Origin of the sequence: Cohnella hashimotonis (genome assembly GCF_030014955.1) — a bacterium.
Lineage (GTDB): Bacteria > Bacillota > Bacilli > Paenibacillales > Paenibacillaceae > Cohnella > Cohnella hashimotonis.
Window position 1 is genome coordinate 6,970,707 of record NZ_JAGRPV010000001.1, and the last position, 14,222, is coordinate 6,984,928.

Annotated in this window: 8 protein-coding genes and 1 other RNA gene; all 9 read right to left on the reverse strand. The window is 49.6% G+C overall.

Annotated elements, in window-relative coordinates; translation table 11 throughout:
* Positions 1-47: 47 nt before the first annotated feature.
* The 9 genes from KB449_RS27750 to rnr all read right to left on the reverse strand — a co-directional run bounded on the left by KB449_RS27750 (position 48) and on the right by rnr (position 14,068).
* Positions 48-1,250 (reverse strand): restriction endonuclease, encoded by a 1,203-nt coding sequence (locus KB449_RS27750; RefSeq protein WP_282911471.1) that lies wholly within the window; start codon positions 1,248-1,250, stop codon positions 48-50.
* 14 nt (positions 1,251-1,264) lie between these two features.
* Positions 1,265-4,705 carry a DEAD/DEAH box helicase gene (locus KB449_RS27755; RefSeq protein ID WP_282911472.1) on the reverse strand — a complete coding sequence of 1,147 codons (3,441 nt, stop codon included), beginning with the start codon at positions 4,703-4,705 and terminating at the stop codon, positions 1,265-1,267.
* Positions 4,698-5,573, reverse strand: a complete 876-nt coding sequence (locus tag KB449_RS27760; RefSeq protein WP_282911473.1) for a hypothetical protein — start codon at positions 5,571-5,573, stop codon at positions 4,698-4,700. Before KB449_RS27760 ends, KB449_RS27755 begins: the two co-directional genes overlap by 8 nt.
* 29 nt (positions 5,574-5,602) lie before the next feature.
* Entirely contained in the window at positions 5,603-6,337 is a 735-nt protein-coding gene (locus KB449_RS27765) for an NERD domain-containing protein (protein WP_282911474.1), read from the reverse strand.
* Between the two features lie 45 nt (positions 6,338-6,382).
* Positions 6,383-7,069: a restriction endonuclease gene (locus KB449_RS27770; RefSeq protein ID WP_282911475.1), complete on the reverse strand. Its 687-nt coding sequence runs from the start codon at positions 7,067-7,069 to the stop codon at positions 6,383-6,385.
* Between the two features lie 1,254 nt (positions 7,070-8,323).
* Positions 8,324-8,687, reverse strand: a transfer-messenger RNA (tmRNA) gene (gene ssrA, locus KB449_RS27775).
* A gap of 280 nt (positions 8,688-8,967) precedes the next feature.
* Positions 8,968-9,453: an SsrA-binding protein SmpB gene (gene smpB, locus KB449_RS27780; RefSeq protein ID WP_217597866.1), complete on the reverse strand. Its 486-nt coding sequence runs from the start codon at positions 9,451-9,453 to the stop codon at positions 8,968-8,970.
* Positions 9,454-9,729: 276 nt separating this feature from the next.
* Complete coding sequence (gene pyrB, locus KB449_RS27785; RefSeq protein WP_282911476.1) at positions 9,730-10,665, reverse strand: aspartate carbamoyltransferase; 936 nt, start codon at positions 10,663-10,665, stop codon at positions 9,730-9,732.
* Positions 10,666-10,921: 256 nt separating this feature from the next.
* Entirely contained in the window at positions 10,922-14,068 is a 3,147-nt protein-coding gene (gene rnr / locus KB449_RS27790; RefSeq protein WP_282911477.1) for a ribonuclease R, read from the reverse strand.
* Positions 14,069-14,222: the final 154 nt, after the last annotated feature.

Here is a 14,222-nt window from a genome sequence, read left to right on the forward strand (position 1 = left end):
GCTTAATGCCCTGTTACTTAATTACACAAATTGCTCCTGCTTTACTTTCATCTTAAATTGAATTCTGCAATAAGTGCGGGCCTCCTAACTAACAAGCTTTCCAAATGGCTTTCAGCCCACATCTCTATAGATAAAGCAGAATCCATTTGATTATGCCGCTCTATTGCCGCAACGGCATCCGCCGTGAATCTTCCAGATGTTGCAACAATAACAATATCTATTCTTGGAGGTTCCCATAGCTTAATTTGCTCCTTGAGAACTGCAACATCAGTTGGAGTGATACTTTTTGATTGATAATGTTTGCATTGAATAACAACTCTTCGCCGCAAAACGCCACTTAAACCATCTTTAAAAACTCTCGTTACAGATAAATCACGTCCCCGATCAGGTGCATTTGTATGCATCAACCATTCGGCATTTTCATAGCCCTCTTCAGAGCTAATTAAGGAATAAATTAACCTTTCAAAATTATCTGGTGTAAGAGCGCTCCAATTTAATTTTGTAACAACTGTTCCGCTCGGTTTCTGATCTATGACATTCCCTAAGTCATCAATACCCGTGGGAATTGGGTCATATTCACCGTAAAGACTGTTTATGATTGCATCCTTGACAACTGGCCAATCATAATTAACGATTTGTTTTAAATCTCCGAACTGTCCTGATGAGAGATGTTTTTTTAGTTCATTCCACCGTCTGGGTCGAGGAACGCTACTCCCCAAAAGAGTATCCACTTCCTTAACCTTCTCATTCAGCATTTCCCACTCATCATCACTTAATTGTTTTACGAAGTCATCATTACTTTCAGGCGAGGCTTGTAAACTCTTTAAGACAAGCGTAACTTCATTAAACAATTTTGTAACTGCATCTCTAATAAGCTGACGCCGCTTAAGATTAAATCTGAATCTGTAATCTCTGAGCTCTAAACCTGGTTCCTCAATCCACTTCTCGACAGAAACTGTAGCACCGATATCCCAAACCTCTTTAGCATCTAAACGAGATTGGGCTATACTATCAAGATCGATTGGCTCCATAGATGGCTTCCAACCATCAATCAACGGCAAATGACGTAATAGATTTGTGTATGTTCTGCACAAATCTTCATATTGTAAGTTAGATCCGAATACAATTCCTTCAGGAACAATTCCATAAATTTGACCCCAAACCCGCTCAAGTTTACTTAAATTGGCTTCAGTTGCCTCAAAGATTTTAACTGCTTTGTTGAGGGTGATGCTACTAGGGGTCTCCAACACTGTAGCCTCTCCCTTCAGCGTACTATTCGCCTTAAAGATTCAAGTACCGCTTCATCCTCGTAAGAAAGATTATTGTTATCTCCAGCAAATCCATCAAGCCAGAGTTTTTTCACTCTACGGACATACCTTCTTGCCCGCTCATCATTCATTATATCTTCATTTAAAGGAAAGGATTTTGCTAGTAAATGCGAACACACTCGATATCTGACACCAAACCTGTACCAACATAGACTCGAGTAGTCATTACATCCATTTTTTATCGCTAACGGTAGCGCACTTAAATTCCAAGGCAAACTTATACCTTCCGACGAAAACTTCTCTTCCAAGATAGCCACAAATAAACCAGCAAACAAGGATAGTTTAGCGATTGGGCCATTTATAACTGAAAGTATTGTTGGAATAGGCTTACCAGCACTTCTTGATGAGTCATTTAATGATTCATCTTCTAATAAAGTGATGATTAATTCTTTTAAAGTCGCTCCATCCATATACTGCATAATAAGATAACAGAACTGCTCCCATAAAAATTCCCATTCAGGAGGACGCTCCCACTCAAGGCTATCTTCGTGTGAATTTTCTGCAACAAATCTTTGAATTTGATTGATTGCTGTTTCCCTGGAAGATACATACTCTGGAAATAAATCAACCAGGTATTTAGGAGGTATCTCCTTCATACACAAAATAAAAAATCTTAGCCAATCATCTATTGAATATTCAGTAGCCTTATCCAGATCAATAACAATGTTATTCATTGACTGATAGAATCTTAAAGTTGTAAAAAAGTCTACACCTGCTTTTCTAGCAACTCCAATAGTCCAATTTGGAGCTTCATTTTCCTCGATAAAACTTTGTTTTATCTCTTCAACGTATTTACCTGCTTGCTCGAGAATGCTTTGTGAGATAATGTTGCGTTTCCTGTATGCTGCAAAGGTATTGTTTAATATACCCTGCTTCATATCAGGATGTCCTTCGACATCAGATAAGTAAGAAACCATTAGCAGTTCTGTATTTGAGGCTATACTAGGATCAAATGATTGATCAATAACCCTGTCTAAGAAAGCCTCCAACGGACTTTCCACTCTAATTGTGGCATCATGCTCACCTAGTACTTCGAGCCTTCTTAATACCGCTTCCCAGTCCTCCTTCCCTCTCAAGAAGATAGGCTTATCTGGCACTATTATACTGAGGCTTTGATTGGAAAACCCCGCCCTTCCTGCTCTCCCAATTGCATTTAATATTGTAGCTTTCGATCTTTTCTCATTTTCCAATGTACCAGTTTCTCTACGGTCCCCTACTGATTCTCCTGCAATTATTACTGCTACAGATGGTAAGTTGAGTCCTTGTGCTAACGTACCTGTAGCAAACATTAGTGAACTTACTCCACATTTAAAGGCCTCCTCGGAGGCTTCTTTTTCCGCTTCAAGCATTGCAGAAGAGTGAACGGAAATCCCTCTATTAACCAGTAGTTGCCCAACCTCAGAAATAAGCCCCAGTTCTCTTTCTGATACATCAATTAAATCAAGAATTTTTTGGGGAACCTCTGAAGTTCCCTCTGACAAATCAATTTCACCTACTGAAAATACATGATTTTTATCATGCGGAAAAAAAACAATAGATGGAATTTTATTTCTTGCCAAATGCAACCCTAAGGATTTTGCTGTATTGTTAGTCCAACTAGGAGATTTAAAAACATATCTTATACGGCGTCCATTACTTTCTCTAGTAGCTTGTAATTCAGTTTCCACATCTTGAAATCTTATAGTACTAAAATTGTCCTCATCTACCGTTTGCCATACACCTGTGAAGCAATATAAGATGTCGGCAGCTAATGTATATTTACGATTAACTCTCCTAGGGTGGTGGTCGAGCCACTCAATAGCTTCATTGTACTTATGACTATTTTCAATAAGGCTTACGCCCGCTGCTCCTCTTAACGTTCTAGTAGGTTTCCATTTTACAGTGGGAATACTTGCTTCAATTCCTGTTTTAGTTCGTAGCCAATCCGCTATTTCATCGGGGTTACTCATCATCGCCGACATTAAAAGAAATTTTACTGTTTTATTTAACGAAATTATCTGCCCAAGAACAAGATCAGATATAATGCCTCTTTCACTTTCTCCAATTAAATGAAACTCGTCAAAGACACATAAGCTACAGTTGCTAAAAATTTGTGGTGTAAGCCTTAATGCTAAGGAACATTTCTCAGGAGTCATTACAGCAATAAATCTTTTATTCGAATCTTCAATAATCTCTGGAATTTCGGATGATAAAGCAGTGTACTCTTCTTCTCCTACAAAAGAGCGTACGTCCAGATTAGGGAGGGATCGCAACCCTTGAAGTAAATCTCTCCTTATTTGGTGAGTCAATGCGTTTGTCGGTGCCAAATAAAGTACCCATCCTGAATATAAGGCTTGAGCTATTGCCAATTCAGCCAAAAAGCTCTTTCCACTTCCTGTAGGCATGCTGACAACAGAGTGAGAATGCGGACCAGGTAATGTCTCATCAACAAATTGCTTGGTTGAAGGCCACAGAAACGGCCTTGACCTCAAGTTTTGATGACCCAGAGCCCTAAACTTAAGATAGCTAGTCCACTCTGTTTCCCACCCTGGTAGCGACGGAACTTTATGAATCATTGATCTTCTAGAGGTTTCCTTATAGGTCGCTTCTAACAGTTTTGAAAGATGATAAATAGTTGCATATGAAGCAAGCCGTTCTGCAGAACTAAGTCGGATTACTTTCTGAAGGACTCTGATGCTTGCATTGTAGCCCTCAGCATCTTCTCCTAACAACCATTTGATGTAGTAATAAAGACTAGATTCAATTAGCTTATACATTTGAAATTGATTATTGTTAACAATCCCCGTAAGGGGATCCAACGCATCCATTCTAAATAATTCGTTACTTTCTTCTGGAATTGCCCATAGTTCAAAACTACATAGCATATATATTAGTTCGTATACTTTATTCGCAATCTTTATCAAAGAATTTGCTTCTGCTTCTAATAAAGCTTGGCTTTCAATAAACTCCTTGATCTCTCGTACTTCTGTTATTGCATTTGCATCATAACCAGCAATCAGATATAACAAAGCGCTTTCGATTTTGGTATAGATATAATCATATCCAAATAAAAAAGCATGTTGACCAACCTCTTCAACATTATTCTTATAGTATTTAGAAAGCAATGAAAGAGATTCCGCTGAAATAAACGCAGATGCTTCTCTAATTTTTTGCGGAACATCAACATCAAACACTGCTGCACTCTCAAGTGCACTACCTAATCTCCTGAGATTCTCAAATGTTGTTATGATATCGATGTTTTGTTGATGTTTATTATTTATCCCCTTATCTATACAATACAGATACGCGGAGGTTAGCCACCTTTTACACTCATCAGCGTCAATATCAGAAAGTCTAGGTAAGGACTCAAAAAGTTCTTCAGAATATCGATCAAACATTTTGAAGCATCTCCCCGATATAGACTCTAATCGCATCCGATAATTCGTTAAAGAATAAATGGAAGTTATCTATAACAATTGGAACAAGAATTCTTTTATCTTTATTAACAACCATGTTCCTCATCTGATCTCTACCGATAGACCAATCTTCGTTCTTAGATGAATCATAAAATATTGTCGGGACAAAACTTTTCTCCTGCTTCCAAAATGAATTTGTGGCTTGATTTCTATATTCCTCTGTAAGATAACCTCTCATTACTTGCACATGGGTCCGAATTCTTTTGCCCAAAATATGGTTATTGTTAAAATTAGTGTAGTAGTTTGTTGCATCTCTAAACGCAGCAGCAGGCCTATTTTTATACGCTTTACACTCAACTACAACTACACCAAGCGATTGTGAAATAAATAACGCTGCAGCGTCTAAACCGTTGTCGGTTGGAAGGTCATGTACAAAACTAGTTGTTAGTATTTCACCAGGAGGATGTAGGTTTCTGACTGTCGTGGAGATGTTCAGTAGCATATGAACAATTACCTCTGCTAACCAAGGGTTTCTTGCACGGTCAATAAATCGCTTTTCAGTAGCAGTAGAATAGTTGTTATTATGCTGTATGTAACGAGCAAAACATCCTTGAATTTCAAGAATACTTTCTCGGTTATCTTCCATTAAATCAGCAGAAATCCTTAAGTTTGCCTCTATTGCATGTGATACAACAGCTACAGTGTAAACAGCTAAGTGCCTAATTATTTCAGGGGATCTATCTAGTCCATTTATCACGACAGTAAAATGAGATTCTGAATCAACTACATTGGCATTTATCGTTGATGACAGATAGGACAACGAATGACTAATATCATCATATAAAGTCATGGTATCCCTCCTTAACATTCGCATTACGTTTAATTTACCTTCGTAAACCTGCACCTAGGATAGCTGCTACACCCCATAAACATCCCACTCTTGCCACGCCGTTCAACAAGCTTACCATTACACCTGGGGCATATCCCCGCGCTTGCTAGAGCCGCCTTCTCTTTCAGGTTCCCTTTAATGTCGGCAACATGCTTCTTCCGTTCTTCGCGAGTATGTAAGGTCTTGACCGACAACGCCTTGTGTACCCGATCCTTTTGATCTTCGGAAAGCCTAACATTCTTATACTTCTGAATGGTCGACACCAATCTAGTAGTATAAACAACGTCGATACTCATCGGCTCTAGCTTCAAATCGGCTCTGGTACTGAACGCAATGATGGAGATGAAGGGTATCGTCTCATCTTCCAAGAAGCTCTCCAGTGCCTTAACATGGCCATAATTCTGCCTTATTGGGTTATACAGTCTTTCCTTGCGCTTGTAGATCACCTGGGTCCAATACTCAGACTTCTCGCCTCCCACGATCCAGCCCGTATAGTTCTTTGTCTCAATTACGAACACACCATATCTGGACACTACAACATGATCAATCTGCGATGTCTTCCCATCTGGCCGCTGAATCATGATATCGTGCATTACTGTGTATTCTTTCGGATTAAGCTTCCCTAACTTATGGCGAACGGAGGATTCGCCGATCATTCCCTTTATCTTTGGTGACCTTAATATAATGACTAGGATAAGGAGAATGGTAGCAAACAAGTAAGTCATCATATTAACACTCCATCATAATAGTAAGCCGTTTTAGACGGCTGCTTATCTACTTCGAACTTGTCCTTTAAAGTCGTTTGCCGACATCGCTTTACGCCAGGATGTGAGTTTGTCATGCAATGACAGGCCATTGATTAGCTTTATATTGAGTCGCTCTGCCGCTTCCTTGGCCGCTTTTGTAAAGTTACTCGTCGTTACAATCCAAGCGTCATAACATCCATGAACTTGTTTGCCTGCCTTCAACCTCAGTACAATATCGTTGCCGACATCACGCTTCCAGCGCTTGCATTGAACGGCGATCTTGTAGCCTTCCTTGCCCTTAAGAATCAGATCGACTTCGTGATCTCCCGCACCGCCGACTCGCAATACCGTATAACCCTTGGCCATATAGTACAGTTCCATGAGACGTTCGAATTCTGAACCAGACAAGGAATCGACATCTGCCTGGATCAGTTCTTGATCAGTTAGTTTCTTACTCTTGGACGAACTAGCTGCTATGGCTGCTTTCTTTACGGCAGCCTTCTTATTAGTCTTCAGAACCGCTAAACGGCGTTTGGCAGTCAACATTGCGCCTGCTATTTCTCCCAAGATGACAGAACCAATTAGAATGCCGAAAAAGTAGCCCCAATGCAATCCAGGAATGTTAAAGTACAAAGAAGCTCCGATGACGATACAAAGACTTCTTAAGAAATAAGCGACTTGCCTTCCTTCAGCATGATATGTCTTTGCCATGGTCTCACCTCGACCGTCTCCATCCATAGTTTCCTTATTCAAGTGTAGTTTCCATCTGTATCTTTCGACTACATGCGACTTTGTTCCTTCTTTTACTTAAAAATAAAAAGCGCCATTAGGGCGCTTTGGCCTATCCTTGCTACTCAGCGTCCTAATACTCCAGTGGGAGAGCTGAATCCCAATCGGACTTGAATCGCTCGCCTCGTTCCATAATCTCCATTCCTCGTACAACCGTATCGCTGGTAAACTCGATACTATCATACGTAGCCATGCTGAAAGCAATAACCTGCGTCTTCTTTAAGTGTAGAAGAACAGTCCCGCTTAGATTCCGTACTTTGTCATTACCGTAAGCTTTAACGATGTCTCCGAGCGTGCTTCCTAGGCCGATTCCCTTGTCTGTTCTGTACTCAGTACTACTTATTCTGATTGTTTCGATCAGTCCAATATCGGGATCAGCCTCGAACTCAATACCGTTGTACCCGTATACGATACCACTATACTTATCTTGAGAAACACTTAACTGCTCTTCGACTGTATCAATTCGATCTCCTAGTTTGAGACCCCCTCGGCTCCACCATAAAAACTCTGACCTCATGCGGTCAGAGTCTTTATGGTGGAGCCGAGGGGCGTATATGATTTCTGATTTAAACGGCTGACGATGCTTATTCGACGAAGTAGAGCGCTGCGGTAGAATCAGATGCCGTGCTCGTCCGCTTCGCTCCCTGCGCGCGGTCGAACCCCTGTCCTCTTCGAACTGGGGGCAGCGCCTGCCCCCTCGGCTTCACCATAACAAAAAAACTCTGACCTCATGCGGTCAGAGTTCTTATGGTGGAGCCGAGGGGAGCTATGATTCCTGATTGAACTTGCTAACGAGGCCTATTCGAGAAGTAGAGCGTAGCGGTAGAATCAGATGCCGTGCTCAGTCCGCTTCGCTCCCTTCCGCGCGGTCGAACCCCAATGTCCTCCTTCGGACTGGGGACAACGCCTAGCCCCTCGGATCCACGCAAAAAAGCCAGCCTCTCGCGGCTGGCTTTGATGATGGTGGAGCCGAGGGGAGTATATGATTCATGATTTAAACGGCTGACGAGGCCTACTCGACGAAGTAGAGCGCAGCGGTAGAATCAGATGCCGTGCTCGTCCGCTTCGCTCCCTGCGCGCGGTCGAACCCCTGTCCTCTTCGAACTGGGGGCAGCGACTGCCCCCTCGGTTCCACCATAACAAAAAAACTCTGACCTCATGCGGTCAGAGTCTTTATGGTGGAGCCGAGGGGAGTCGAACCCCTGTCCGAAGATAACGCAACATAAGCTTCTACGGGTGTAGTGACAGATTTGATGTCACCCTAGAGACTCCCTGTCACCGGATTCCCTTCGGGTCAGCCTGATTGTCTTCTTCAGCTAGCCCCAGGCGGAGACTAGACAGCGTATCCCACTAAAGTTGAGCCCCTATCCCGCCACATGGGCGATGGAAGGTAGGAGCACGAGAGCAGTTTCTTAGGCTGCTACAGCGTAGGTTGGTTGTTGTTTGCCAGTTAATTGGCTTCCGCGTTGGTGAAGCAGCCGCAGCCCTACTACCCGCTACTCATGTCCGAACTACCCCCGTCGAATCCATAAACGGCCCCTAAATGAGAAGCGAAGCCTTCGCGGCGGACCACATAGCGGTCGGCCAAGCGAACGGATCTTCAGGTGCCTATCTTCACGTAACAGCGAAGATCGGCGAGTACGAACACGGTGCATAAAACGAATCGTATCGGTGGAACTTCTATAGTATAACACACCCCGCCGCCAAATACCGCACGGCATTACTGGGATGGATGGCGATGACTGCCTGACGCGGCTGATTAACGAAAAAAAGCTGTACGGCACGCAGAATTCCTTGCCGTCAACGCGCGTTGCGCCTTCTTACCTCGCGACCTTCTGCTTCTCACGCAATGCCCGTTGGATATCGCGCTCGGCATCCTTTTTGGCGGCGGATTCGCGCTTGTCGTAGTTCTTCTTGCCTCGGCCGAGGCCCAGAAGGCACTTGGCGTAGCCGTTGCGCGTGTACACCTTGAGCGGCACGATCGTGTAACCCTCTTGCTTGGAAGCGCCGATCAGCTTGCGAATCTGCGCCTTGTGCATGAGCAGCTTGCGCGTGCGCGTCGGATCGGTCGGATTGTGACGGTTGCCCTGTTCGAACGGACTGATATGCATGTTGTGCAGGAAAATCTCGCCGTTCCGAATGGTTGCGAACGCATCGCCCATATTGGCTCTCCCGCCACGGAGCGACTTAATCTCGGTGCCGGTCAGCACCATGCCCGCTTCAAACGTATCCTCGATGAAGTAGTCATGCGAAGCCTTCCTGTTCTGCGCGAGCGGCTTGTCGAACTGGTCTTTGCTCTTCACCATGCTGCTTCACCTCACGGATTCCATTTTGGTCGGACTCTCATTATAGCATGCGCTTCCAGCCGCTCACAACTATGCAGCCGGGGACGAAGAAAGGCAATGCATGCTGCCGCGTATGACTCCTCATAAAGTACCCCAATCGCGCGAAACGATAACTAAGATTCGGGAACGTTACCTAGCGGACACAGAAGCTGTTATTTGGCTTAAAAGCGCTCTATTCGGCACGATTGCGAACTGAAAAAAACGACGCCAGAGACTCTCTCCGACGTCGATCCACCGTTATTCAGCTTGCAGCGCCCTGTCGATGAGCGCCATGCGAATATAGAGGCCGTTCTGCGCCTGGCGGAAGTACGCGGCGCGCGGGTCCGCATCCACTTCTTCGGCGATCTCCCCGGCACGCGGGAGCGGATGTAGTACGATCGCGTCCCGACGCATACGGTTCATTAGCTCGGCGTCGACGATATATTGTCCGGCGGCCTTGTCGTACTCCTCCGGAGAAGGGAAACGCTCCTTCTGAATTCGCGTCTGATACAGCACGTCCACAGATCCTGCCACAGCGTTCAAGTCAGTCGTTTCCTCGTAACGCACGCCCTTGTTGTCCATATAGTGCTTGACCGACGGCGGAATCGGCACGTTTTCAGGAGAGATGTAGTAGATCTTGACGTCCTTGAAATTGGCGAGAATGTAGCTCAGCGAGTGTACCGTACGCCCGTATGCCAGGTCCCCGACCATCGCGATGTTCAGGCCGTCGAGGCTGCCGCATTCCTTCTGGATCGTATAAGCGTCCAGGAGTGCCTGCGTCGGGTGCTCGCCCGCGCCGTCTCCCGCATTAAGGACCGGTACGCCCGACACCGCCGCCGCGCGCTTCGCCGCCCCGATCTCCGTGTGACGCATAACGATCAGGTCGCTGTACCCTGTAATGATGCGGATCGTGTCCTCGAGCGTCTCGCCCTTGATGGCCGACGAGAACTGCGCCGCGTTTTCCGTTCCGATGACGCTGCCGCCCAGACGATTCATCGCAGACTCGAACGACAGCCGCGTCCGCGTACTTGCTTCGAAGAACAGCGTCGTCATAATGCGTCCCGCATGGCGCCGGTCGCCACCGGCACGAACGACGTCCTCCATTGACCGCGACGCCGCGAACAACTCCTCAAGCTCGCTCCGCGAGAACTGCTTGGCCCCTAGCACATGATACAGCTTGTCCTGCACTGCCATCACTTTCGTTCCTCCCGTCGACGCTGCTTCGCGTCCATGTTTACCATGATCTATCCTAGCGGATTGCCCCGGGATTGTCTAATGGGATTTGTGCGAAAAGGGATTGGCGTTAAGCGACTATTCGTTGACGGACTGTCCACTTGAAACGGGAACGGTACGTGGGCATTACGTGAGCTTTAATGTGTAATTTTGAGATGGCCATGGGGCTGCGTCGCATAAAAAAGAAGCCCGCAGCGGCTGCCGCAGGCTTCCATTATTATTGTTCCGGCGTTGGCGAAGGCGTCGGCTTGGCGCCCGGCGCCTTCGGCTTGCGCCGGCGGCGCGGCTTGGCTGCGCCTTCGGGCTTCACACCCTCCGGCGCGCCCTTGCCGCCTGCAGAGGCGGAGGCCGCCGCAGTCTGCGCGGCGGCCTTGGCGCGCGCGCTGCGCCCGGCGTCGCCCGGCTGCGCGCCGCCCTTGCCCTGCGCTGCACCCTGCTGCGGACGGCCACCCGGGCCTGGCTTGCCGCCGAAGCGGCCGCCTCGACCGCCCGGACCGCCGCCGCCTGGGCCCGGCCTGCCGCCGGAGCGGTTACCGCCGCCGCTGCGGCCATGGCCGAGCGCGCTGCGCTCGCGGCGCAGTTGGCTCTTCTCGCCGTAGAAGCGCTCCTCGTCGTCATCGTTCGCGTACTTGCGCGTCGTGAACGGAAGGCCCCACATGTCGAGCTTCGGACCGCGCTTGCTCTTCTGCGTTGGCGCCGGCACGTAGTCCGGCGAATCGCGGTTCACGTCGACCGGCTCGCGGTCGCGCTCATGCCGCGGCGGCAATCCCGCATCGCTGCCAAAGCCGATCAGCTCCTCGCTTGCCAGCCCCGCGCCGCGCCGCTGCGGCTGCGGCAGCTGCACCGCCGATTGCTCGAACTCGCCGAGTTCGCTCAGCATCGGCGATTCGTCGCGCTCGTCGCTGGCCACGCCGACATCGGCGTCGCCATTACCCACGCGCCCGCCGCGCCCGCGCTTGGCGCCCGGCTTCGCGCCGGCCGCCACGAACGGCGGCGCCGCGTGCCCGCCGCCGGCACCGCGATCTCCGCGGGCGCCGCTGCGACGCCCGCCGCCTTCGCCGCGCGCCGCGCCTCCGCGGCTACCTTCCGCCGCCGGCGATTCCCCGCCGCCGCGACGCTTCTTGCCTTTGCGCGCGCCCGCGAACCCGCCGGCGCCGCCTTGTCCCCCATTGCCTCGCTGGCCCGCTCCGCCGCCCTTGTTCTCGCTGCGCGGCTTCATGCCGACCACTTCGAAGTCGATGTTATAATCGTCCATGTTCACCCGTCCCACTCTGATCCGCACTTCGTCTCCCAATCGGTACACCTTGCTCGTGCGCTCGCCGAGCAGCGCCATCTGGCGCTCGTCGAAGTGGTAGTAGTCGTCGCTCATCTCGCCGAGACGGACCAGACCCTCCACCGTATTGTCGAGCACGATAAACATCCCGAAGCCGGTCACGCCGCTGATGATGCCGTCGTATTCTTCGCCGATCTTGTCCAGCATGAATTCGGCCTTCTTCAGCTTGCTCGTGTCGCGCTCCGCGTCCACGGCAACGCGCTCCCTCTCGGACGACTGCTGCGCGATGTCCGGCATGCGCCCGGCCCATTGCTCAAGGCGTTCCTCAGGCAGCGTCCCTCCGTTCTCCAGCACCTCGCGCATGACGCGATGAATGACCAGGTCCGGATAACGCCGGATCGGGGACGTAAAGTGCGTGTAAAATTCGGCCGCGAGCCCGAAGTGTCCAAGGCTCTGCGAATCATATTTGGCTTGCTTCATCGAACGCAGCATCATCGTGCTGATGACGTTCTCTTCCTTGGTATCGCGAATCTGCTCCAGCAGATCCTGCAGCGCGCGCGGATGCACGGAGTTGCCCTTGCCGCGCACCGTATAGCCGAGGTTCGAAGCAAACTGAACGAACGTCAGCAGCTTCTCGCTGTCCGGATCCTCATGAATCCGGTACAGGAACGGCACCTTCAGCCAGTGGAAATGCTCCGCCACCGTCTCGTTCGCCGCCAGCATGAACTCCTCGATAATCTGCTCGGCGATCGAGCGCTCGCGCTTGACGATGTCGACCGGCTTGCCTTCCTCATCCACGATGACCTTGGACTCCTCGAAGTCGAAGTCGATCGCGCCGCGGCGCATCCGGCTGTCCCGAAGCGCCAGCGCGAGCTCGCGCATCGTGCGGAACGTCTCGACGAGCGGCGCATACCGCTCCATTTGCTCCGGATCCTCGTCCACGAGGATCTTGCGGACGTTGGTGTAGGTCATGCGTTCCGTCGTCTTGATGACGCTGGTGAAAACGTCGTGGCGGACCCGCTTCATCGTGCCGGCTTCGAACTCCATCTCGCAGGACATCGTCAGGCGATCCACCTTCGGATTCAGCGAGCAGATGCCGTTGGACAGCCGGTGCGGCAGCATCGGAATGACGCGGTCGACGAGGTATACGCTGCAGCCGCGGTTGTAGGCTTCCTCGTCGAGCCGGGACTTGTCCTTCACGTAGTAGCTGACGTCCGCGATATGTACGCCGAGCACATAGTTGCCGTTCGGCAGCCGCTCTACGTTTACCGCGTCGTCCAGATCCTTGGCGTCTTCGCCGTCGATCGTCACGATCGTCTTGCCCCGCAGGTCGCGCCGGCCCTGGGCGACGATCTCTTCCTCGGAGATGGCGTCCGGCGCGGCTTCCGCCTCGGCGTTCACCTCGTCAGGGAACTTCTCCGGCAGCCCGTGCTTGCGGATAATGCTGAGGATGTCGACCCCGGGATCGTCCTTGTGGCCGAGCACCTCGATAATCTCGCCTTCGGCAGCCGCTTTGCCTTCCGGATAGTGCACGATGTCGGCTACGACCTTCTGTCCTGTTACCGCACCTTTGAAATTCGCCGGACGGACGTAAATCTCCTTGTTGATCCGCTTGTCGTCCGGAATGACGAGGCCGTAGCTCTCGTGATGTTCGAACACGCCGACGATCTGCGTGACGGCGCGGCTGACGATCTTCACGACTTCGCCTTCCATGCGGCTGCCGTCGTGGTTCTTGGACGTAATGCGGGCGAGTACGATATCCCCGTTCATCGCGCCCTTCAGATCGTTGGCATTAATATAGAGATCGGGATGTCCCTCCTGCTCGGGCAGCAGAAAGGCGAAGCCCTTCGCGTGCACCTGCAATCGGCCCCGCAGCAGATTCATCTGTTCGGGCAGACCGTAGCGCTGCGCGCGGGAACGCATGATTTTCCCCGCTTCTTCCATCTCCGTCAACAGACGCAGGAATGCCTTGAATTCCGCGGCGTCCGTAATCTCGAAGCGCGCTTCGAGCTCTTTGTAAGTGAGCGGCTTGTAGTCTGGATTCTTCATCATCTCGAGCAGCTCCTGCTCGCTCCACGATGGCACTGGCATCACCTCATCTTCCAATAGTATACACGATTTAGCGGTGAGCCAATCGGAGCGCAGCAAGATGTCCCGAACCAAATATCGCTATGGCACGGGACACGGTTGGAGCGTACGCAGACGCTTGGTAAATAGAACCAGGCCGCTTCACGATACAAAAAAA